The sequence below is a fragment of the Mesorhizobium sp. 2RAF45 genome (assembly GCF_052115225.1).
In the GTDB taxonomy this organism is placed as follows: domain Bacteria; phylum Pseudomonadota; class Alphaproteobacteria; order Rhizobiales; family Rhizobiaceae; genus Mesorhizobium; species Mesorhizobium jarvisii.
On the sequence record NZ_JBFRGG010000002.1, the window covers coordinates 780,224 to 799,899 of the forward strand.

At 63.3% G+C, this 19,676-nt stretch carries 23 protein-coding genes; 14 read left to right on the top strand and 9 right to left on the bottom strand.

The genetic code is table 11. The features are described from left to right. The first annotated feature begins 130 nt into the window (after positions 1 to 130). The 3 genes from AB4Z43_RS08630 to AB4Z43_RS08640 all read left to right on the top strand — a co-directional run bounded on the left by AB4Z43_RS08630 (position 131) and on the right by AB4Z43_RS08640 (position 3,190). The gene (locus AB4Z43_RS08630) at positions 131 to 1,108 is read left to right on the top strand and encodes a tripartite tricarboxylate transporter substrate-binding protein (protein ID WP_441936916.1); all 978 of its coding nucleotides are present in this window, start codon (positions 131 to 133) and stop codon (positions 1,106 to 1,108) included. A 90-nt stretch (positions 1,109 to 1,198) separates the two neighbouring features. Continuing rightward, the gene (locus AB4Z43_RS08635; RefSeq protein WP_019861180.1) at positions 1,199 to 1,672 is read left to right on the top strand and encodes a tripartite tricarboxylate transporter TctB family protein; all 474 of its coding nucleotides are present in this window, start codon (positions 1,199 to 1,201) and stop codon (positions 1,670 to 1,672) included. Positions 1,673 to 1,681: 9 nt separating this feature from the next. Beyond that, complete coding sequence (locus tag AB4Z43_RS08640; RefSeq protein ID WP_441936919.1) at positions 1,682 to 3,190, top strand: tripartite tricarboxylate transporter permease; 1,509 nt, start codon at positions 1,682 to 1,684, stop codon at positions 3,188 to 3,190. Between the two features lie 12 nt (positions 3,191 to 3,202). Here AB4Z43_RS08640 and nth read toward each other — a convergent pair whose 3' ends face one another. After that, positions 3,203 to 4,015 carry an endonuclease III gene (gene nth, locus AB4Z43_RS08645; RefSeq protein ID WP_441936921.1) on the bottom strand — a complete coding sequence of 271 codons (813 nt, stop codon included), beginning with the start codon at positions 4,013 to 4,015 and terminating at the stop codon, positions 3,203 to 3,205. A gap of 22 nt (positions 4,016 to 4,037) precedes the next feature. Between nth and AB4Z43_RS08650 the strand changes: the two genes are divergently transcribed. Continuing rightward, positions 4,038 to 4,532 (top strand): DUF2244 domain-containing protein, encoded by a 495-nt coding sequence (locus AB4Z43_RS08650; RefSeq protein ID WP_019861183.1) that lies wholly within the window; start codon positions 4,038 to 4,040, stop codon positions 4,530 to 4,532. A gap of 86 nt (positions 4,533 to 4,618) precedes the next feature. On the opposite strand, the gene AB4Z43_RS08655 is transcribed toward AB4Z43_RS08650, so the two are convergent. Continuing rightward, on the bottom strand, positions 4,619 to 5,434 hold the full coding sequence (locus tag AB4Z43_RS08655) for a class I SAM-dependent methyltransferase (RefSeq protein WP_019861184.1): 816 nt from the start codon (positions 5,432 to 5,434) through the stop codon (positions 4,619 to 4,621). A 215-nt stretch (positions 5,435 to 5,649) separates the two neighbouring features. Here AB4Z43_RS08655 and AB4Z43_RS08660 point away from each other — a divergent pair, with 215 nt between their 5' ends. The 8 genes from AB4Z43_RS08660 (at position 5,650) to AB4Z43_RS08695 (ending at position 11,855) form a co-directional block, all read left to right on the top strand. Then, positions 5,650 to 6,528, top strand: coding sequence for a methylated-DNA--[protein]-cysteine S-methyltransferase (locus AB4Z43_RS08660; protein ID WP_441936923.1), 879 nt, complete (start codon positions 5,650 to 5,652; stop codon positions 6,526 to 6,528). A 218-nt stretch (positions 6,529 to 6,746) separates the two neighbouring features. Further along, a complete protein-coding gene (locus tag AB4Z43_RS08665; protein WP_038649659.1) occupies positions 6,747 to 7,217 on the top strand; it encodes a hypothetical protein in 471 nt (156 codons plus the stop codon). Between the two features lie 20 nt (positions 7,218 to 7,237). Further along, positions 7,238 to 7,630: a hypothetical protein gene (locus AB4Z43_RS08670; protein WP_019861186.1), complete on the top strand. Its 393-nt coding sequence runs from the start codon at positions 7,238 to 7,240 to the stop codon at positions 7,628 to 7,630. Then, positions 7,597 to 8,118, top strand: coding sequence for a hypothetical protein (locus tag AB4Z43_RS08675; RefSeq protein ID WP_064980880.1), 522 nt, complete (start codon positions 7,597 to 7,599; stop codon positions 8,116 to 8,118). Before AB4Z43_RS08670 ends, AB4Z43_RS08675 begins: the two co-directional genes overlap by 34 nt. Beyond that, on the top strand, positions 8,093 to 8,575 hold the full coding sequence (locus AB4Z43_RS08680; protein WP_441936926.1) for a hypothetical protein: 483 nt from the start codon (positions 8,093 to 8,095) through the stop codon (positions 8,573 to 8,575). Before AB4Z43_RS08675 ends, AB4Z43_RS08680 begins: the two co-directional genes overlap by 26 nt. A 205-nt stretch (positions 8,576 to 8,780) precedes the next feature. Continuing rightward, complete coding sequence (locus AB4Z43_RS08685; RefSeq protein WP_027047399.1) at positions 8,781 to 9,686, top strand: ribokinase; 906 nt, start codon at positions 8,781 to 8,783, stop codon at positions 9,684 to 9,686. A gap of 1 nt (position 9,687) precedes the next feature. Then, on the top strand, positions 9,688 to 11,133 hold the full coding sequence (locus AB4Z43_RS08690) for an amidase (RefSeq protein ID WP_038649665.1): 1,446 nt from the start codon (positions 9,688 to 9,690) through the stop codon (positions 11,131 to 11,133). Positions 11,134 to 11,240: 107 nt separating this feature from the next. After that, a complete protein-coding gene (locus tag AB4Z43_RS08695; protein WP_019861191.1) occupies positions 11,241 to 11,855 on the top strand; it encodes a LysE family translocator in 615 nt (204 codons plus the stop codon). A gap of 183 nt (positions 11,856 to 12,038) precedes the next feature. Here the strand turns inward: AB4Z43_RS08695 and AB4Z43_RS08700 are convergent, their stop codons facing one another. Then, a complete protein-coding gene (locus tag AB4Z43_RS08700) occupies positions 12,039 to 12,980 on the bottom strand; it encodes a nucleoside hydrolase (RefSeq protein ID WP_019861192.1) in 942 nt (313 codons plus the stop codon). Between the two features lie 256 nt (positions 12,981 to 13,236). Between AB4Z43_RS08700 and AB4Z43_RS08705 the strand changes: the two genes are divergently transcribed. Next, entirely contained in the window at positions 13,237 to 13,662 is a 426-nt protein-coding gene (locus tag AB4Z43_RS08705) for an Hsp20 family protein (RefSeq protein WP_013893014.1), read from the top strand. Between the two features lie 64 nt (positions 13,663 to 13,726). Then, positions 13,727 to 13,984 (top strand): DUF1150 family protein, encoded by a 258-nt coding sequence (locus AB4Z43_RS08710; RefSeq protein WP_032920755.1) that lies wholly within the window; start codon positions 13,727 to 13,729, stop codon positions 13,982 to 13,984. A 71-nt stretch (positions 13,985 to 14,055) separates the two neighbouring features. On the opposite strand, the gene ptsN is transcribed toward AB4Z43_RS08710, so the two are convergent. The 6 genes from ptsN to lptC all read right to left on the bottom strand — a co-directional run bounded on the left by ptsN (position 14,056) and on the right by lptC (position 19,323). Beyond that, positions 14,056 to 14,520, bottom strand: a complete 465-nt coding sequence (gene ptsN / locus AB4Z43_RS08715; RefSeq protein WP_019861194.1) for a PTS IIA-like nitrogen regulatory protein PtsN — start codon at positions 14,518 to 14,520, stop codon at positions 14,056 to 14,058. 59 nt (positions 14,521 to 14,579) lie between these two features. Next, positions 14,580 to 15,164, bottom strand: a complete 585-nt coding sequence (gene hpf, locus AB4Z43_RS08720; protein ID WP_019861195.1) for a ribosome hibernation-promoting factor, HPF/YfiA family — start codon at positions 15,162 to 15,164, stop codon at positions 14,580 to 14,582. 266 nt (positions 15,165 to 15,430) lie between these two features. Continuing rightward, positions 15,431 to 16,957, bottom strand: a complete 1,527-nt coding sequence (gene rpoN, locus AB4Z43_RS08725) for an RNA polymerase factor sigma-54 (protein WP_202361661.1) — start codon at positions 16,955 to 16,957, stop codon at positions 15,431 to 15,433. Positions 16,958 to 17,208: 251 nt separating this feature from the next. Beyond that, on the bottom strand, positions 17,209 to 18,027 hold the full coding sequence (gene lptB, locus AB4Z43_RS08730) for an LPS export ABC transporter ATP-binding protein (protein WP_019861197.1): 819 nt from the start codon (positions 18,025 to 18,027) through the stop codon (positions 17,209 to 17,211). Next, on the bottom strand, positions 18,027 to 18,623 hold the full coding sequence (locus AB4Z43_RS08735) for an LptA/OstA family protein (RefSeq protein ID WP_019861198.1): 597 nt from the start codon (positions 18,621 to 18,623) through the stop codon (positions 18,027 to 18,029). Before AB4Z43_RS08735 ends, lptB begins: the two co-directional genes overlap by 1 nt. Continuing rightward, positions 18,610 to 19,323: an LPS export ABC transporter periplasmic protein LptC gene (lptC, locus tag AB4Z43_RS08740; RefSeq protein WP_441936933.1), complete on the bottom strand. Its 714-nt coding sequence runs from the start codon at positions 19,321 to 19,323 to the stop codon at positions 18,610 to 18,612. Before lptC ends, AB4Z43_RS08735 begins: the two co-directional genes overlap by 14 nt. Between the last annotated feature and the right edge of the window lie 353 nt (positions 19,324 to 19,676).

Consider the following 19,676-nt stretch of genomic DNA (forward strand, 5'->3'; position numbering starts at 1 on the left):
GCGGATATCCCAGTTTGCCATTTGAGTCCGATTGCAATCTATTGGCCTGCGCTGGTTGTTGTTTCATCCGCGGCCGGCATTGAGAGGAGTTCCGCGCAGCGGTTTATTCATATCCCGGAGGAGAATTACGATGCGAAAATTTGTTGCCGCTCTGGCCGCCGCCGCGGCCGTCACGCTTTATTCGTTCGCCGCCAACGCACAATCCTATCCCGAACGCACCATCACCGTTGTCGTGCCGTTTGCGGCAGGCGGTCCGACCGACACCGTCACCCGGCTCGTCGCGGAAGCCATGTCGAAGGATCTCGGCCAACAGGTCATCGTCGAGAATGTCGGCGGCGCCGGCGGCACGCTCGGCGCGGGCCGCGTCGCCAATGCCGATCCCGATGGCTACACGCTGCTCCTCCATCACATCGGCATGGCGACGAGTGCGACGCTCTACAGAAAACTGGCCTACGACACGCTGAACGCCTTTGAATATGTCGGCCTGGTGACCGAAGTGCCGATGACCATCATCGGCCGCAAGGATCTTCCGCCGACCGATCTGAAAGGGCTTGTCGACTGCGCCAACGCCAACAAGGACAGCATCACCGTCGCCAATGCCGGTATCGGTGCGGCCTCGCATCTGTGCGGCATGCTGTTCATGAGCGCCATCGGCACGCCGCTGGTCACCGTGCCCTACAAGGGCACCGGCCCGGCCATGACCGATCTTCTCGGCGGCCAGGTCGACATTATGTGCGACCAGACCACCAACACCACCAAGCAGATCCAGGGCGGCACGATCAAGGCCTATGCCGTCACCTCGCCGGAGCGCCTCGACGTGCTGAAGGATGTGCCGACGACGATCGAAGCCGGCCTCCCCGCGGTGCAGGTCGGCATCTGGCACGGCCTCTATGCGCCGAAGGGCACGCCGGCCGAGATCACCGACCGCCTGTCGAAATCGCTCCAGGTCGCCTTGAAGGACCCGAACGTCATCGCCCGCTTCGCCGAACTCGGCACCAGGCCGTCATCGGAGGCCGACGCGACGCCGGCGGCGCTGAAGGCCAAGCTGGAAAGCGAGATCGCGCGCTGGAAGCCGATCATCGAAGCCGCCGGCCAGTACGCCGACTGATGGCTTGAAACGGGGCGCCCGCGGCGCCCCGTTCGCTTCGATCCGATTTCCCATTTGCAACGGCAGGCCCCAGCGCCTGGGAGGACCGTCATGAAACCTTTCGCAATCGACAGGACCAACGGCCTGTGCGCCGCGCTGTTCATCTTTTTCGGTGCGTTCTTCGCGCTGCAGTCGCTCAGCCTCGAAATCGGCACGGCGTTGCGCATGGGGCCGGGCTATTTCCCGCTGGTCCTGGCGATCGTGCTGATCCTGCTAGGCGCCATCATCCTCGTCCAGGCGATACGCGTCGAGGGTGAGCCGATCGGCCCAGTGGCGTGGCGCGGCATGTTGTTCATCCTGCCGGCGCCGATCTTCTTCGGCCTGACGGTGCGCGGCCTCGGCTTCGTGCCGTCGATCTTCCTGACGGCGCTGATCGCCGCCTTCGCCAGCGGCCGCATGAAGCCGCTCACTGCGCTCGTGCTGTCGGCTGGCCTGACGCTGTTCTCGGTCCTCGTCTTCAGCTACGCGCTCGGCCTGCCGTTCCAGCGCTTCGGCCCCTGGCTGCCCTCATGGCTGGCATTGTGAGGCGCTGACATGGACTTGCTCAACAATCTCGCGCTCGGCTTTTCGACCGCCTCGACGCCGGCCAATCTCGGCTTCTGCCTGATCGGCGTCCTGCTCGGCACGCTGATCGGCGTCCTGCCCGGCATCGGCGCCACCGCAACCATCGCCATGCTGTTGCCGATCACCTTCCAGATCGGGGACCCGGTTTCTTCCCTCATCATGCTTGCCGGCATCTACTACGGCGCCCAGTATGGCGGCTCGACCACCGCCATTCTCATCAACATGCCCGGTGAATCCTCGTCGGCCGTCACCGCCATCGACGGCTATCAGATGGCCCGCCAGGGCCGCGCCGGGGCGGCATTGGCGATCGCCGCGATCGGCTCGTTCTTCGCCGGCACGGTGTCGACCTTCCTCGTCGCCGTCTTTGCCCCGCCGTTGACGGCGATAGCCCTGCAGTTCGGCGCGGCGGAGTATTTTTCGTTGATGATCGTCGGCCTCGTCTCGTCCATCGCGCTCGCCCATGGCTCGATCGTCAAGGCGCTGGCGATGGTCGTGCTCGGCCTGCTGCTTGGCATCGTCGGCACCGACATCTATACCGGCGCGCCGCGCTTCACCCTTGGCATCCGCGAATATGCCGACGGGCTGAATTTCGTCGCGGTGGCGGTCGGCGTCTTCGGCGTCGCCGAGATCCTGCGCAACCTTGAAAACGAGCATGAGCGCTCGGTGCTGATCAGCAAGGTCTCCGGCCTGATGCCGACCCGCGACGACTTCAAGCGTATGGCAGCACCCATCGTGCGCGGAACCATCATCGGTTCGGCGCTCGGCATTCTGCCCGGCGGTGGTGCGGTGCTTGCGGCCTTTGCCTCCTATTCGGTCGAGAAACGCGTGTCGAAAACACCGCAGGAATTCGGCAAGGGCGCCATCGCCGGCGTCGCCGGACCGGAATCGGCCAACAATGCCGGCGCCCAGACCTCCTTCATCCCGATGCTGACGCTGGGCATTCCGGCCAATCCTGTCATGGCGCTGATGATCGGCGCCATGATCATCCAGGGCATCGTGCCCGGCCCCAATGTCGCCACCGAGCAGCCGGCGCTGTTCTGGGGCATCATCGCATCGATGTGGATCGGCAATCTGATGCTGATCATCCTCAACCTGCCGCTGATCGGCCTTTGGGTGAAGCTGCTGACGATCCCCTATTACGTGCTCTTCCCGATCATCATGGCGTTCTGCTCGATCGGCGTTTACAGCGTCAACACCAATGCTTTCGATCTCTATGCCGTCGCCTTCTTCGGCCTGCTCGGCTATGTCCTGACCAAGCTACGCTGCGAACCGGCGCCATTGCTGCTCGGCTTCGTGCTCGGCCCGCTGCTCGAGGAAAACCTGCGCCGCGCCATGATCCTGTCGCGCGGCGACCCCTCAACCTTCGTGACGCGGCCGATCAGCGCCGGCCTGCTGCTGGTGGCGCTGGCCGTGCTCGTCATCGTCTTCCTACCCTCGGTCAAGAAGAAGCGCGAAGAGGTGTTCGTGGAGGAGAGTTGAAGCCCGGGCCAGTCAGCCTTGGCTCTGAACCTCGTCCACCGGATCGAGCGGAGCGATCGGCACCAGGGGCGCCGGAATGCTGGTCGTCTTCTCCTCAGCCTTGCAGATATCGGCGATGACGCAGGCCGGGCAATCCGGCTTGCGCGCCTTGCAGACATAGCGCCCATGCAGGATCAGCCAGTGATGCGCATGGCGCATATATTCGTCCGGGATGATTTTCAGCAGCCCTTGCTCGACCTGTTCGGGCGTCTTGCCGGGCGCCAGGCCAAGCCGGTTGCCAATCCGGAAAATATGCGTGTCGACCGCCATCGTATGCTGGCCGAAGGCCATGTTGAGCACGACATTGGCGGTCTTGCGCCCGACGCCTGGCAGCTTGACCAGCTCGTCGCGGTTGTCGGGCACTTCCCCGCCGTGGTCGCGGATCAGCGCTTCCGACAGCGCGATGACGTTCTTGGCCTTGTTGCGCCACAGACCGATGGTCCTGATATAGTCGCCGACCTTGGCCTCGCCCAGCGCCAGCATCTTCCGCGGCGTGTCGGCGGCTTTGAACAAGGCCCTTGTCACTTTGTTGACGCCGGCATCGGTCGCCTGCGCCGAAAGCACCACCGCCACCAAGAGCGTAAACGCGTTGACATGTTCGAGCTCACCCTTCGGCTCCGGCCGCTGGACGGAAAACCGGCGGAAGATCTCGTGCACTTCCGCCGGACTGTAGCGCGACGTCCGCCGCACCGGCCGTGGGCGCGGCTTGGCATTGGAACCATCGCGCCGTCCTGGCGGCAATTCTTTTTCGGGCATGGAAGAATCTTTGGACTTGGGGCTCGCCATTTCCCTCCTATAATATCCTGTCATGAGCGACACAAACGCCTCGTTCCAGGCCGACGAGCCCTTCTTTCACGCATTGCTGACCCCACACCGGTCGCTTGGCAGGACAGGCTTCCTGGTCCTGATGGGCGCTTTGTCGTTCGGCTGGCTGGCGACCGGCGCGTTCTTCCTGTCGCGCGGCGCCTGGCCGGTATTCGGCTTCTTCGGTCTCGACGTGGTCGCCCTCTACATCGCCTTCCGCGTCAACTACCGCGCCGCCCGCGCCCGCGAGGAGGTATCGGTCTCGCGTACCACCCTCGACATCCGCAAGACGGCCCCTTCGGGAAAATCGGAAGCCCACCGCTTCAACCCGTTCTGGGCCCGGTTTTCGGTCGCCCGTCACTCCGAGATCGGCATCACCAAAATGACGGTTGAAGGCCAAGGCCAGAACGTGCCGATCGGCGGCTTCCTCGACCCCGAGTCCCGCGAGAGCTTTGCGACAGCCTTTTCGCGCGCGCTGGCGACCGCCAAGGCGCGCTAAACGGCTCTTTGTTTTGACGCAATTCCCTAGGGAAAGCGCTACGCGCTTTTCCCGGGAAAACCGTTCACACTTTTCCTGGAATTGCTCTAGAACCGATAGCGCAGAAGCCTGCCGACCTTGCGCAGCGCCGGAATGTGTTTCCAAAGGCGAACGAAGAGTTTGGCGGGCCAGCCCATGCGGGCGGCGTGTTCGGGCATGTAGGCGGAAATATCCTCGACGAACCGCAGTTTCGGAACCGCCAGCTCCAGCTCGTGCGGATCATCGATCGCCCAGTGAACCTCGGCGCCAGTCGCCTTGATGGTGGGATTGAGACGAAGCAGCGTCAGGCCGAAACGGCTGTAGGCGTCGAACATCAGCTCGCCGCCGGCAAGATGCGAGACAAGCCGCGAAACCAGGCGCAGCCCCTCATCGGCGGGAAGATAGGGCGTCAGCCCTTCCGCCACCACGATGGCTGGGCGGTTGTGCGGCACTTCGGCCAGCCAGCCGGGCTCGGTCACCGACGAAGCGATGAGATGATGACGGTCGCGTGACGGGTAAAGTCTTCGCCTGAGTTCGATGACCTGGGGATAGTCGACATCGAACCAGTCCACGCCTGGTGGCGGATCGACACGGAAGATGCGCGTATCGAGCCCGCAGCCCAGATGCAGCACGATGGCGCCGGGATTTCTGGCCAGAAAATCCTCTACACGAACGTCCAGTGTCTTGGCCCGGATCGCCAGGCCGATGCCGAGATTCTCGTCGACCTTGAGCCTGGAGAAGTCATAGTCGATCTTGCGCACCGCCTCGTCGGCGAAATGATCCCCAAGCAGCGAATGGGGCAACCGGCTCTCCAGCGCCTTGCCGTACAGCGTCATCAGCAAGGTTTCCTTTGCCCCGGTCAGATGCACTTTCTCGCCAGCCATGAGCGACTCCTGGCAGGAGCATGATCCCGAAAAGTGGATACCGGTTTTCGGAAAACATCATGCTCGAACACAAAGAGAGAGCCCCATCCCGACCCATCGGGATGGAACAGGCTCTCGAAACCCCGAGTCTATCTGGGTATGCGCGGCAAGAAGGCAAGTTTCGGGTGGCGATCGCCGCCCCAAGGGGCGATATTCCTGGCCAAGGAGACAGTTCGATGACCACACAGACAGCCGTCCTCAAAAAGGACATCACGCCGCAAGGCAGCGACTACGAGATCGTGCGCCGCGCCATCGAGAAGATCAGCCTCGACTATCGCGATCAGCCTTCGCTCGAGGAGCTTGCCGAGGAAGTCGGCGAGACGCCAACCGGCCTGCAAAAACTCTTCACCCGCTGGGCCGGCCTGTCGCCCAAAGCCTTCCTGCAGGCGGTGACGCTCGACCACGCCCGCCGGTTGCTCGATTCCGGCATGCCGCTGCTCGAAACCTCGTTCGAACTGGGCATGTCCGGCCCTGGCCGGCTGCATGACCTGTTCGTCACCCATGAGGCAATGTCGCCGGGCGACTACAAGACGCGCGGCGCCGGCCTCACCATCCGCTACGGCTACCATCCCTCGCCCTTCGGCACCGCCCTGATCATGGCCACCGACCGCGGGCTTGCCGGCCTCGCCTTCAGCGACCCCGGCGAGGAGCGCGCCGCCTTCGCCGACATGTCCAGCCGCTGGCCGAACGCCATCTATGTCGAGGACCTGGCCGCGACCGGTCCTTACGCCGCGCGCATCTTCGACCCGACGCTGTGGCGCCCCGACCAGCCGCTGCATGTCGTCATGATCGGCACCGACTTCCAGGTTCGCGTCTGGGAGGCGCTGCTGCAGATCCCGATGGGCAAGGCTCGCACCTATTCCTCGATCGCCGCCAGCATCGGCGCGCCAAGCGCCAGCCGCGCGGTCGGCGCCGCCAATGGCGCCAACCCGCTCTCCTTCGTGGTGCCTTGCCATCGCGCCATCGGCAAGTCCGGCGACCTCACCGGCTACCACTGGGGCCTGACCCGCAAGCGCGCCATCCTTGGCTGGGAGGCAGGTCAAGTGTCATCATAAATATCGTTTTTCCAGTTTTCGGCGAAGAAATTTACAGATCTTGGAAAGCGGAAAGTATTACTTGGGCTCTATCGGAAATTCACGATACAACCGGGGACAACCTTCGGTTTTTATAAGATGTTATTTCCGCGAATTATTTTAGTTTACGCTAAATTAACCACGATAAAGCGATCATGACTCCTGTTAATTCGGGCGATCCGACTTAATAGGAGGTCTCGATGAAGTTGTTTCGCACCGCCTTCGGTGCAACCTTGCTGGTCGCGTGTCTGGGCCAGCCTGCATTGGCTGCGACGCAAAATGTCATTTTCAATGGCACGATCACCCCGACCTGCACGCTTGTCATTGCCACCAACGGCACGATGACGGTCAGTCCCGACCTCCAGACACTCAGTTCCCACAACAGCGGCGGCTCTGCCGGAACCGTCACGCTGACGACGACAGGCGGCGTGTCGGTGAGCGTCGATCCGGTTACCGCCACGACGGTGCCGTCGGCCGACACGACATCGACCACCTGGACACCAACCTACTCTTCCGCCGGTGCGCACTCCATCGTCGAGACCGGTTCCGCGACCGCCATCAGCACACCCGGCGCCGACCTCGTTTCGGTCCATCTCGCCGGCACGAAGGGCGGCAGCAACCGCTTCGCCAACGGCAACTATCAGGCAACGGTAACGCTGCGCTGCGAGTAGCGCCCGGGAAGGAGGCATCCTTGAAATTTTTTGGACCCCTGGCGACGGCGCTGGCCGTCGGCCTGATCCCCGCTGCCGCTGCGGCCCAGTCGATGTCGCCGATGCGCGGCGAGGTCAACAGTTTCACCGACGTCTTCGCGGTTCGTGTCTTCCCGGCCAATCCATACGACCAGAAGATCAAGATCGAAATCCACGTCTACGATCAGGATTTTCAGCCGGTGGACGCCAGGATATCACCGGCTGCCTTCCAGCTCGGTGCCCAGGCTTCCCGTCCGGTCCTTGTGGTCGTGCCCTTCGGCGGCGCTGCCGAGCGTAAAGTGCGTATCTGTACCGAAAGCATCCCCTTCCCCAACCAGCAGACGCAGATAAGGGCGCAGATATGCGGAAAGTTTTTTGGGCACCGCAAGTCCTGACGCTGGCACTCGCGGCTGCTGTGGCAGGCACCGCTCCAACCCAGGCCCAGGACCAGATCTACAATCTCAACCAGAACGAGAACGGCTTCAATTTGCCCGGCGTCACCTTGCCCCAGGGCCAGGACGAGGTCCATGCCTCGGACGGCACCACTTGCCGTTCCGCCGTTTCCGGTTCCGGTGCCTATGTCGATCTCGGCGTGATCAGAGGCAACAACCAGACGGACAATGGCGTCGCGACCTATGGCCGGGTGGTGATCCCGATCGGGCGCACACCGAAACGCCTCGATTGCAGCCGCCTCTACGAACTGGAAGTCCAGCGCCTGCAACTGGAGCTGAAACTGCTCAAAATGGGCCTCGGCGGCGACGGCCCGACGGGAAGCGTGGCCACCAGCGCTCCCGCCACCGCGGCCGCGTCACCTGGATGGGCCAACGAAGGCTGGACCATCAGGACCGGAAACAGCGATGGCAAGAAAAAGAAAAAGAAATAGTCGCGCGCTGCTTACGATGGCAGCCCTTGCCGGCTTCTGCCTTCCCGCGCAAGCTGTGATCATCGGCACCTGCACAATCATGGTCGGGGCATCGGGGACGATGACCGCAAATCCGGCCATCAGCATACTGGGCTCCAAACAGGCAGGCGGATCGAGCGCCAGCGCCACCGTGGTGGCGAGCTCCCTATTGTGCTCCATCCTCAACTTGCTCGACTGCTATTCGGTTTCGGCGCCGACGCCTGCCGCATTCTCGTCCGTGCCGAGCGGCGGCGGCACCAACGTCACTTTCGCCTCTGTCTTCCGGCTCGATGGCTCGGGGGTCGACATCAACGGAAGCGTGCCGCAAAGGGTCACCAACGGCACCCACGCCCTGCAGGTCGATCTCACCGCCACCAAGTCGAGCGGCATCTTTCCCGCCGGCAGCTATCAGGGCACCGTCACCGTGCGCTGCGAGTGAGGCGACAAATCGCTTTTTGACATCCACATGGTCTGGCAACTCATCGCATGACGCGCTAGCTTCCCCCGCACCGGGGTGACGGCGCATAGATACGGATGCACCGGCGCACCTCGCCATCTCGATCCACATTGTGGGTCTCGATCCACATCGTGCTTTCCGAAAGTCGATCCTGATTTCCGGCCAGCGCTGGCAGGGAGGCACTTTCTTGATAGTCGTCATCGGCTCGATCAATCTCGACCTTATCGCCAAAGTCGACCGCTTGCCGAGCCCCGGCGAAACGGTGAGCGGTTCCGGTTTCGCCACGGCGCCCGGCGGCAAGGGCGCCAACCAGGCGCTTGCCGCCGCGCGCGCCGGTGTCCCGGTGCGCATGGTCGGCGCCGTCGGCAAGGACAGTTTCGCCGGCGAGGCGCTGGCATTGCTGCGCGAGGCCATGGTCGACCTGTCGGGCGTGGGCGAAACCTTTGCCTCGACCGGAACGGCACTGATCATGGTCGGTGCCGATGGCGAGAACATCATCGCCGTGGTTCCCGGCGCCAATGCTTCGGTGGTGCCCGGCGACCTCTCCAAGGCCTTCCTGAAAAAGGGCGATGTCGTGCTGCTCCAGCACGAGATCCCGCTGGCGACCGTCGATGCGGCACTCGAACAGGCACGGGCCGCCGGCGCCATCACCGTGCTCAACACCGCTCCTTTCCAGGGCGACGCGGCGGCTTTCCTCGGCAAGGCCGATTATGCCGTCGCAAACGAGACCGAGTTCGACCTCTATGGCGAGGCGCTGGCGCTGAACGGCCGCGACCGTGCGGCACGCATGCGCGACTTTGCCGCGAAAACCGGCCGCACCATCGTCGTCACCCTCGGCGGCGATGGCGTCATGGCGGCGACGCCGAGCGATTTCCTCACCGTTGCGGCCATGAAGATCACGCCTGTCGACACAGTCGCCGCCGGCGACACCTTCTGCGGCTACTTCGCTGCCGGCCTGTCGTCCGGCCTTGCGCTCGACAAGGCGCTGGCGCGAGCCGGTGCGGCGGGCTCGCTCGCATGTCTCAAGCCCGGCGCCCAGCCGTCGATCCCGCTGGCCAGGGATGTCGATCAAGCCTTGCAGGACGTCAGCTGAAATGATGCGCCCTGAGACGAAACACGCTGTGCCGCCGGCCGGCGATATCTGCCGCCTGTCCGCTATCGAGCTTGCCGGCGCCATCCGTCGCAAGAAACTGTCCGTACGCGAGGTGGTGACGGCCTTCCTCGACCGCATCGAAGCGGTTAACCCGCAGGTCAACGCCATCGTATCGTTGCGCGATCGCGGCGATATCCTGCGCGAGGCCGATGCAGCCGATGCCAGGCAGGCGAGCGAAACCGGGACACTCTTCGGCCTGCCGATCGCCATCAAGGACCTCGCCTCGACGACTGGCCTCAGAACCTCCTTCGGCTCGCCGATCTTCGCCGATTTCGTGCCGCAGGAAGACGATTTCTTCGTCGAGCGCATCCGCAACGCCGGCGCCATCATCATCGGCAAGACCAATGTCCCCGAATTCGGGCTCGGCTCCAACACCTACAACAACGTCTTCGGGCCGACGCTGAACGCCTTCGATCCGGCGCTCACCGCCGGCGGCTCGAGCGGTGGCGCGGCGGTGGCGCTGGCGCTCGACATGGTGCCCGTCGCCGATGGCAGCGACTTCGGCGGCTCGCTGCGCAATCCGGCAGGCTGGAACAATGTCTACGGTTTCCGGCCGTCGCAAGGGCTTGTTCCCGCCGGACCCGATCTTGAGGTCTTCCACGCGCAGATGGGTGTCGAAGGCCCGATGGGCCGCAACGTCGCCGACATGGCGCTGCTGCTCGACGTGCAGGCGGGCTACCATCCGCAGGCGCCCCTGTCTTATGAGAAACCGGGTTCGTTCCTCGAAGGGCTTGCACCGCCCTCGACCGGCGGCCGCGTCGCCTGGTTCGGCGACCTCGGCGGCCATCTGCCGATCGAGGCCGGCATTCTCGATCTGTGCGAGGCGGCTCTCGGCCGGTTCGCGGATGCATCCTTCCCAGCGGAGCCCTTGCTGCCGGATTTCGACTTCGAGGCGCTCTGGCAGGCCTTCGTGACGCTGCGCCAGGCCAGCAGCGGTTGCGCCCTCAAGGTCCACTATGACGATCCATCCAGACGAGGCTTGCTGAAGCCGGAAGCCATATGGGAAATCGAGAACGCCATGCGGCTGACGGCGCCGCAGATCCGCGCGGCCTCGGTCGTGCGCACCTCCTGGCATCGGATGCTGCTGTCGATCTTCGACCGCTTCGACCTCATCGCCCTGCCCACCGCGCAGGTCTTCCCCTTCGACGTCGGCATGCACTGGCCCAGTGAGGTCGCGGGACGGCCGATGGACAGCTATCACCGCTGGATGCAGGTTTCAGCCTTCGCCACGCTTGGCGGCTGCCCGGCGGTCAACGTGCCGGTCGGCTTCGACGACAAGGGTCGGCCAATGGGCATGCAGCTGATAGGCCGGCCGCGTGGCGATCTCGCTGTGCTGAGGGCGGCGGCGGCCTATGAGGCGACACTGCCTTGGCCTGCCGGCGCCTGACGCGCATACGACGGCGAGGTGCTTCTCGGACGTCTTGCGTGGAGGCTGCGGCCATGCATTGATTGTCCCAGTCGCGCCGCGTCGGCGGCACTCCGAGGGAAAAATACATGTCGCTGGAACTCTACGCCGCCTATGTTCTCGCCTGCATCGTCATCATCCTGGTGCCGGGACCGACGGTCACGCTGATCATCGCCAACAGCATCCGCCATGGAACCCGCGCCGGTCTGGCCAACGTCGCCGGCACGCAGGCCGGGCTTGCCATCATGATCGCCATTGTCGGCATCGGCCTCAACACGCTGATCGCGGGCATGGGCCACTGGTTCGAATGGGTCAGGCTGATCGGCGCCGCCTACCTGATCTGGATGGGCGTGCAGATGTTCCGCTCCAAGGGCACGCTGAACGCCGACGGAACGGCGAGAAAGCCGCGCGGCGGCTTCTTCCTGCAGGGCCTGCTGGTGGCGCTGAGCAATCCCAAGACGCTGGTGTTCTTCGGCGCCTTCTTTCCGCAGTTCATCGCGCCGCAAGGCAACTACTCGCTGCAGATCATCGTCATGGGCCTGACCGCCATGATCTTCGCCGCCATGTCAGATTCGACCTACGCACTCGCCGCAGGGCGCGCCGGGCGCCTGCTGTCGGCCAGCCGCATCAAGCTCATGTCCAGGATCAGCGGCAGTTTTCTGGTCGGCGGCGGCCTGTGGCTGGCGTTTTCGAGGTCGAAGTAGAAACTCCCTTCCCTCGCCCCGATCACGGGGGACGGGCGAGACAGGCGGCTCGCCCCGGTATGGTGGTCGCGTACTGATCGGGTGAGGGCAGCGCCGAGGCTGCGGGTAAAATATCAACGTCTGCGCCGCCCCTGATCCCCCTGCCGGGACCTTCTCCCCGTGAACGGGGAGAAGGGAGCTTTTTTAAAGCCGCCCCAGCCGCTCGACCAGCAGCGCGAAGAAGCCGTCATGGTCTATGTCGCGCATCACCATGGCGTTCTTTTCCCGCTTGGTGACGCCCCACCAGTCGATCACCGTCATGCCCATGGTCAGTTCCGAGGCGGTCTCCACGCTGACGTTGCAGTTGCGGCCCTTGAACAACTCCGGCTTCAGGAGGTAGGCGATCACGCAGGGGTCGTGCAGCGGGCCGCCATCGGTGCCGTATTTGCCCTCGTCGTAGCGCTCGAAGAATTCCAGCATCTCGGCGGTCGCGATGCCGACCTTGGTGCCGAGCGCGCGGAAAGCCTGGATGCGCTTGGTGGTGGTCAGCGCCTTGTGGGTGACGTCGAGCGGCATCATCACGATCGGGATGCCGGACTTGAACACCAGATCGGCGGCCTGCGGATCGACATAGATGTTGAATTCGGCCGCGGGCGTGACGTTGCCGCCCTCGAAGAAGCCGCCGCCCATCAGCACGATTTCCTTGATGCGCGGCGCGATCCGCGGTTCGCGGATCAGTGCCAGGGCGATGTTGGTCAACGGCCCCAGCGGGCAGAGCGTGATGGTGCCGCTCTCTTCCTTCATCAGCGTCTCGACGATGAAATCGACGGCATACTGCTCCTGCAGTTTCATCGTCGGTTCGGGCAATTGCGGGCCGTTGAGGCCGGTTTTGCCATGCACTTCCTCGGCGGTGACCAGTGTGCGCGCCAAAGGACGGATGGCGCCGGCATAGACCTTGACCTCCGGGCGGCCGGCCAGTTCGCAGATCTTGCGGGCATTCTTCTCGGTAAGCTTCAGCGGCACGTTGCCGGCAACGGCTGATATGCCGACGATCTCCAGTTCGCTGCTGCCGAGCGCCAAGAGAATGGCGACGGCATCGTCCTGGCCGGGATCGGTGTCGATGATGATCTTGCGGGATTGGGGCATTTCAATTCCTTGTTTGGGAGGCCGTGAGCTCACCGGATCGATCGCACGCCTGAAGGACGACCGCAGCGCTTCTCTTTGCATCCGCGCGTCGTTTCAAGCGCCATGTCGATTATTCCTGTGAGTCCAAGGCTTGGTCTTTTTGGGCGGGTCTTGTGATGGCTTGAACTTGGTCGCGGGGCGGACCATATCAAGGCCATCGGGAAAAATGCCATCCGGGTTTTTCCAGTTTATGTCGCTCTTGAGAGGACAGTGTAACATGAGCCGAATGACGCCTTTCTCCAGCCCGCTTCTCCTTGGTTTCGACGCCATGGAAAAGACCTTGGAGCGTCTGGCGAAGTCCGGTGACAGCTACCCTCCCTACAACATCGAGCGCCTCAGCGGTGCCGACGGCAAGGCCGAAAGGCTGCGCATAACGCTCGCCGTCGCCGGTTTCGCCGAAAGCGATCTCGATGTGACAACGGAGGAAAACCAGCTGGTCGTGCGCGGCCGTCAGACCGACGACACCGAGCGCGAATTCCTTCATCGCGGCATAGCCGCGCGCCAGTTCCAGCGCTGTTTCGTGCTGGCCGACGGCATGCGCGTGATCGCGGCGGAGCTGAAGAACGGCCTTTTGTCGATCGACCTCGATCGGCCGGAATCCGAACGGCTGGTACGGAAAATAAATATATCGGTGAAAGACTGATCTTCACCGATGGCTCTCATGCGGGATGGCCTTGAGCGGCGTCCTCGCGCCAAGGAGGCTTGAAATGACCAGAACTGACGAGAATATCACCATGACCAGCGGTGAATTCGCCCATCTCGGCGAAGGCTCGGTCGCTTATCTGCGCAAGGTCTCAAGCGATGAATTGCTCGGCCGCTTCCCCAACATCGGCGAAATTGCGCCCGGCCTGGAACTATGGGCGCTGTTTGCCGCCAATGGCCAGCCGATCCTGCTTTCCGACGCGCGTGACCGCGCACTGGCCGGCGCCATGGAAAACGACCTGACCACCGTCGCCATCCACTAAGAGCGACCGGTTGGCTGAAACGAAAAGGGCCGCTCGCGGCGGCCCTTGGCAGCCTTTTTCAAAATCCAGATTCAGGCGGCGTGCGAGGCCTGCGTGTCCGACAACAGCGCGTGGATCGCCGCGGCATCGCGCGTCCCCCTGATCTTGGCCACCGTGTCGGCGTCGCGCAGCACGCGTGCGATGCGCGACAAGGCCTTCAGATGATCGGCGCCCGCCCCTTCCGGCGCCAGCAGCAGAAACACCAGATCGACAGGCTGGTCGTCCAGCGACTCAAAATCGACTGGCGTTTCCAGCCGGGCGAAAACACCGGCGATGCGCTTCACGCCGGCGAGCTTGCCGTGCGGAATGGCGATGCCATTGCCGACGCCCGTCGAGCCCAGCCGCTCACGCTGCAGGATGGTGTCGAACACTTCCCTCTCCGGAATACCCGAAATCGCCGCCGCCCGTTCGGAAAGCAATTGCAGAAGCTGCTTCTTGGAGTTCGCCTTCAACGCCGGCAAAATCGCCGGAACGCTGATAAGATCGCTCAGATCCATGCTTGAAAATCCCTTGTTCGCCTGCCGTGGCCAGTCCCCACCCCTCGTGCGGCTGGCTTTTATCCCTGTGCGACCTTGGTCGTGGACGGGTCGATCCAGCCAATGTTTCCGTCGGGCCGGCGATAGACGATATTGAGATGATCGGTTCCGGCGTTGCGGAAAACGAACACCGGACTGTCCTTGGTATCGAGCTCGATGACCGCGGAGGCCACAGACATGGTCTTCAGCGTCATGGTTGATTCGGCGACGATGGCCGGCGCGAAATCCTCCGGGATCTCCTCGTCGTCATCGGCGAGCGGCGCCATCACCGTATAGGCGATGTCGGTCAGTTCGCCATTGGCGTTGCCCGAATTGTGCGATTTGAGACGGCGCTTGTAGCGCCGAAGCCGGGTCTCCAGCCGATCGGCCGCGGCCTCGAAGGCCAGCGTCGGATCCTGGGCATCGCCCGTGGCCTGCAGCGAGGCGCCGGAATCCAGCCGGATCATGCAATCCGCCGAATAGCGCGAGCCCGATTTGATGACGGTGACGTGCCCCGCAAAGCCGCGATCGAAATATTTGCCGATCGCTTCGCCGACACGATCGTTGATGCGTGTGCGGAACGCATCGCCGATATCCATGTGTTTTCCCGATATGCGCAGATTCATCTGAAAACTGACCTTCCTTGCTCAGGCTTCAAACTGGCCCGAGTTTATACTCGTGATCCGTGCGCACAAGCTTTGCGGCGTCACTCGCGCCGATTTAAATCCGAACTTTCCGGTTGATCACAAGCCGCCTTTTTGACCGTCCCGAGGCCATTGTCGTGACGGACCATCCGCTAGCGGGCATCGGGCCCGTCTCATGCGGGCGGGCTTCTAGCCACTTCCCCGCGGCTTGTCAATGAAGCTCGAAAGCTGTGGAAAATCGTAGGCGCCTAACGCCCGGCGCTGGCGAGCGCCCGCTTCTCGCGCCGGCGCTGCACCGACGACGGAATATTCATGCCTTCCCGATACTTGGCGACCGTGCGCCGGGCAATATCGACGCCGCTCTCCTTGAGCATGTCGACGATCGCGTCATCCGAAAGGACATCGACGGGTTTCTCCTCGTCGATCATCTGCTTGATGCGGTCACGCACCGCTTCCGAGGAATGCGCGTCGCCGCCGCCCGATGCGGCGATCGAGGCGGTGAAGAAATAGCGCAGTTCGAACACGCCGCGCGGGGTCAGCATGTATTTGTTGGCGGTGACGCGGCTGACGGTCGATTCGTGCATGCCGATGGCGTCGGCCACCGTGCGCAAATTGAGCGGCTTCAGCTGGCGCACGCCGTGGACCAGGAACGCATCCTGCTGGCGCACGATTTCCGAGGCCACTTTGAGGATCGTCTTTGCCCGCTGGTCGAGGCTGCGCGTCAGCCAGTTGGCGTTCTGCAGGCATTCGGCCAGGAAATCCTTTTCCGCCTGGTTCTTCGCATGCGGCGACACCTGGGCGAAATAGATATGGTCGACCAGCACGCGCGGCAGCGTTTCGGCGTTGAGTTCGACGGTCCAGCTGCCGTCATTGGCGGCGCGCACCTCGACATCGGCGACGATGGCGTCGCTGGCGCCACCCGAAAACGCCATGCCCGGGCGCGGATCGAGTGCCCGGATTTCGGCCAGCATGTCGAGCAGATCCTCCTCGTCGACGCCGCAGATCCGCTTCAGCGTCTGGAAATCACGCCGCGCCAAAAGCTCGAGATTGGCGACCAGGGCCTTCATCGCCGGGTCGAGACGGTCGCGCGCCGCAAGCTGTAGCGAAACACATTCGGCAAGGTCGCGGGCGAACAGGCCGGTCGGTTCGAAACTCTGGCACACCGCCAGCACCTTGGCCACGCTCGCTGCATCGGTGCCCAGACGCATGGCGATCTCCTCGAGATCGGCCCTGACATAGCCGGTCTCGTCGAGGCCATCGGCGAGTTCGCCTGCGATCAGCCGCGCCGCGGGATCGACGAAGGCGAGGGCGATCTGCTCGCCGACATGGTCGCGCAAGGTGATGGCGCTCGCCGCCATATCGCCGGCGTCGAGCCCCTCGGATGAAGAGCCGCCGCCATTGCCGGAAGCCGATTTCCATTGCGCCGTCAGGTCGGGTCCGAGCCGCTCGCTGGTGCCGGGATCGTCAGGAAACAGGTTCTCCAGCGACGTATCGAGTTTTTCCGAGATCGCCTCGGCGCTCCACCCAGCCTCGTTCTCGAACCAGTCGCCCTCGGCGGCCGCTTGCGGCTCGGCCTCGATCTTCTGCATCTGGTCGCTCGCGGCGTCATCCTGCGGCTCGGCGCGCTCCAGAAGCGGGTTGCGCTCGATCTCCTCGTCGATGAAGTGCTCAAGCTCGACATGGGTGAACTGCAGCAGCCGAATCGACTGCATCAGCTGCGGCGTCATCACCAGCGACTGGGACTGTCTGAGCTGTAGTTTCGCCGCCAACGCCATGGTTCGGTTTCAAACGCCTCCTCTACGCGTCCGCGCCTCCCGAAATGAATTCGGCAGCCGGCCATAGAAACTGGCCCGGCTTTTGCTTGTCAAGGCAAAGCCTAGCAAAAGCCGCTTACCGGAGCGTTATCTCGGAGCAAAATCGCGAAAAATCAGCCCGCGGCACGCAAAAAATCGTGTCAGGAAACAAATTCACGCCTAAGGCAAATTTCCGGAAACGATGGTCCGCCCGGAATTGCATGAGAAAAAGGTCAGAGCGTAAAGCCCTCGCCGAGGTAAAGCCGCCGCACATCCGGGTTCGCCACCACCTCGTCGGCACGGCCATGGGTCAGCACCTGGCCGGCATGGATGATGTAGGCACGGTCGATCAACCCGAGCGTCTCGCGCACATTGTGGTCGGTGATGAGGACGCCGATGCCGCGCGCCGTCAAATGGCGCACCAGCTGCTGGATATCGGCGACGGCGATCGGATCGATGCCGGCAAAGGGCTCGTCGAGCAGCATGTAGGCCGGGCGTGTCGCCAGCGCGCGTGCGATTTCCAGGCGCCGCCGCTCGCCGCCGGAGAGCGACATGGATGGCGCCTTGCGCAGATGGCTGATGTGGAATTCCTCGAGCAGTTCGTCGAGATTGCGCTCGCGCACCTTGCGGTCCTTTTCGACCACTTCGAGCACCGCGCGGATATTCTGCTCGACGTTGAGGCCTCGGAAGATCGACGCCTCCTGCGGCAGATAGCCGATGCCGAGGCGGGCGCGACGATACATCGGCATCGAGGTGACGTCGAAGCCGTCGATCTCGATCGTGCCTTCATCCACCGGCACGAGGCCGGTGACCATGTAGAAACAGGTCGTCTTGCCGGCGCCGTTGGGGCCGAGCAGCCCGACGGCCTCGCCGGCGCGCACGCCGAGCGTGACCCCGCTGACCACCTTGCGGCCCTTGTAGCTCTTGGTCAGGCCCTTGGCGATCAAGGTTCCCTTGAACTTCGCCTTGTCGACGGTGATCGTGGCCGGAGCCGAAACCTTGGCTGCGGCGCGTCCCGGAAGACGCGCCGTCAGCGATGACAGGCTGGCCATCAGGGGTTCGTCGCTCCCGCCTTTGGCGCATCCGATTTCGGCGGCGTCATCGACATGATGACACGTCCCCCGCAACCGTCGACGTTGGCTAGGCCAGTCTTCATTTGCACGGTCAGCTTGCAGCCCTTGAGCACGTTGGGGCCTTGCGACAGCACCACTTCCTTGCCGGACAGGACCAGCACCTGCGTCTTCATGTCGAAGGTGCCATTGTCGCCCGTCGCAACCTGATCATCCGACTTGATGTAGACCTTGCTGCTGACTTCGAGGTGATCGATGTTGGCGGAGCCGGTCATTGCGGCACCCGCCGCTTCGGTGCCCTTGGCGGCCGCGTTGGGATCCTTGACATAATAGACCGTCATCTTGCCGGCCTTGAGCAGGGTTGGCCCCTGGACGACGGTGACGTTGCCGGTGAACACGGCGACGTTCTCGGCCTGCCGCACCTCCAGCTTGTCGCTTTCGATCTGGATTGGCTTGTCGCCGGACAATTTGAGCCCGGACTGGCTGCTGGCACCCGACTGCGCCAGCGACGGCACAAGGCCCAGCAGAAGCAGCGCCGAAGTTGCGGCCGCAAGCCGTGTCGAACTATTGTGCCACATTCGATTCTTCGCCCTTTGCCTCAGCCGCCTTCACGCTGGCGGGGTCGATGTTGACGCGCACCCTCTTCTCGAACACCAGGATCTTGCCATTGTCCTGGACCGACAGGGAATCCGCTGTGATCTGCGACCCGCCACTGCTGACGTCGACGGGGTCGTCCGTCTTCATAGTGCCTTTGCCCATGTCGAGGAAGACCGATTTGAACTTGGCTTGCATGCCGTCTGTCGTGGTGATCATGACGTCGCTGGTCATTTTCATCGTATTGCCGTCGCGATCGTAGATACCGTGCGAGGCTTTGATGGCAGCGACATTGTCCGGCCCGACCGGCACCTTGGCGTCTATGCCTTCGAGCTCGATGATGCCTTGCGTATTGACATCCTGGATCGCCCGCAGGGCTGTCATCGAATAGGGCTGCTTCTGCTTGGTGAAACCGTTGAGCTTGGGATTGGCCATCACCAGCTTGCCATTGGAAAAGGCCGCACCTTCCGACTGCACCGCGACCGAGACGGGGGCGGCCAGATAGGAATAGATCGGGAAGGCGACGGCGATCAGCGCCGCGGCCAGGGGCACGGCAAATTTGAGCACGCGCACGCGGCGCGAATGACGCTGGGCGCGGTCGAACGCTTCGCCCCGCGTCCAGCCATCCACCGGGGGAGCCAACGCCGTCTCGGGGCTGGTCGATTCATTCGATCGCGCTAACATGACTGCTTTCTTCTAGACCCTGCCCGCCAAGGAACACCGCCTATAGGTGGGGGGCCGGCACTCTCAAGCAAGCACAAGCCCACGAAAACCGCAAAAATGTGACAACTGTAGTTGTACAAACGAAAACGAGGTCGGCACAACAGCCGGTACTTCATAGCAGAAATGGGCGCGCCTGCGCCTTTTTTCATCACCGCTGCTCCTCCCCTTTACCTCGCGCCCCTTGCACAGGCCAGTCACAAAAAGACAGTGTTGGGGTCACCGCGGGCGGATTGCCGCGCCATAGGCAAGACGGAACTGCTTCCCGATGAAGACATCATGGTCTAAAAGCGTCTCTTCCCGCCGACTGTGAGGCT

What these genes read in the sequence shown, in the direction of transcription:
- AB4Z43_RS08630 (WP_441936916.1), top strand. Translation starts at nt 131, where the DNA reads ATGCGAAAATTTGTTGCCGCTCTGGCCGCCGCCGCGGCCGTCACGCTT.
- AB4Z43_RS08635 (WP_019861180.1), top strand. Translation starts at nt 1,199, where the DNA reads ATGAAACCTTTCGCAATCGACAGGACCAACGGCCTGTGCGCCGCGCTG.
- AB4Z43_RS08640 (WP_441936919.1), top strand. Translation starts at nt 1,682, where the DNA reads ATGGACTTGCTCAACAATCTCGCGCTCGGCTTTTCGACCGCCTCGACG.
- nth (WP_441936921.1), bottom strand. Translation starts at nt 4,015, where the DNA reads ATGGCGAGCCCCAAGTCCAAAGATTCTTCCATGCCCGAAAAAGAATTG.
- AB4Z43_RS08650 (WP_019861183.1), top strand. Translation starts at nt 4,038, where the DNA reads ATGAGCGACACAAACGCCTCGTTCCAGGCCGACGAGCCCTTCTTTCAC.
- AB4Z43_RS08655 (WP_019861184.1), bottom strand. Translation starts at nt 5,434, where the DNA reads ATGGCTGGCGAGAAAGTGCATCTGACCGGGGCAAAGGAAACCTTGCTG.
- AB4Z43_RS08660 (WP_441936923.1), top strand. Translation starts at nt 5,650, where the DNA reads ATGACCACACAGACAGCCGTCCTCAAAAAGGACATCACGCCGCAAGGC.
- AB4Z43_RS08665 (WP_038649659.1), top strand. Translation starts at nt 6,747, where the DNA reads ATGAAGTTGTTTCGCACCGCCTTCGGTGCAACCTTGCTGGTCGCGTGT.
- AB4Z43_RS08675 (WP_064980880.1), top strand. Translation starts at nt 7,597, where the DNA reads ATGCGGAAAGTTTTTTGGGCACCGCAAGTCCTGACGCTGGCACTCGCG.
- AB4Z43_RS08680 (WP_441936926.1), top strand. Translation starts at nt 8,093, where the DNA reads ATGGCAAGAAAAAGAAAAAGAAATAGTCGCGCGCTGCTTACGATGGCA.
- AB4Z43_RS08690 (WP_038649665.1), top strand. Translation starts at nt 9,688, where the DNA reads ATGATGCGCCCTGAGACGAAACACGCTGTGCCGCCGGCCGGCGATATC.
- AB4Z43_RS08695 (WP_019861191.1), top strand. Translation starts at nt 11,241, where the DNA reads ATGTCGCTGGAACTCTACGCCGCCTATGTTCTCGCCTGCATCGTCATC.
- AB4Z43_RS08700 (WP_019861192.1), bottom strand. Translation starts at nt 12,980, where the DNA reads ATGCCCCAATCCCGCAAGATCATCATCGACACCGATCCCGGCCAGGAC.
- AB4Z43_RS08705 (WP_013893014.1), top strand. Translation starts at nt 13,237, where the DNA reads ATGAGCCGAATGACGCCTTTCTCCAGCCCGCTTCTCCTTGGTTTCGAC.
- AB4Z43_RS08710 (WP_032920755.1), top strand. Translation starts at nt 13,727, where the DNA reads ATGACCAGAACTGACGAGAATATCACCATGACCAGCGGTGAATTCGCC.
- ptsN (WP_019861194.1), bottom strand. Translation starts at nt 14,520, where the DNA reads ATGGATCTGAGCGATCTTATCAGCGTTCCGGCGATTTTGCCGGCGTTG.
- hpf (WP_019861195.1), bottom strand. Translation starts at nt 15,164, where the DNA reads ATGAATCTGCGCATATCGGGAAAACACATGGATATCGGCGATGCGTTC.
- rpoN (WP_202361661.1), bottom strand. Translation starts at nt 16,957, where the DNA reads ATGGCGTTGGCGGCGAAACTACAGCTCAGACAGTCCCAGTCGCTGGTG.
- lptB (WP_019861197.1), bottom strand. Translation starts at nt 18,027, where the DNA reads ATGGCCAGCCTGTCATCGCTGACGGCGCGTCTTCCGGGACGCGCCGCA.
- AB4Z43_RS08735 (WP_019861198.1), bottom strand. Translation starts at nt 18,623, where the DNA reads ATGTGGCACAATAGTTCGACACGGCTTGCGGCCGCAACTTCGGCGCTG.
- lptC (WP_441936933.1), bottom strand. Translation starts at nt 19,323, where the DNA reads ATGTTAGCGCGATCGAATGAATCGACCAGCCCCGAGACGGCGTTGGCT.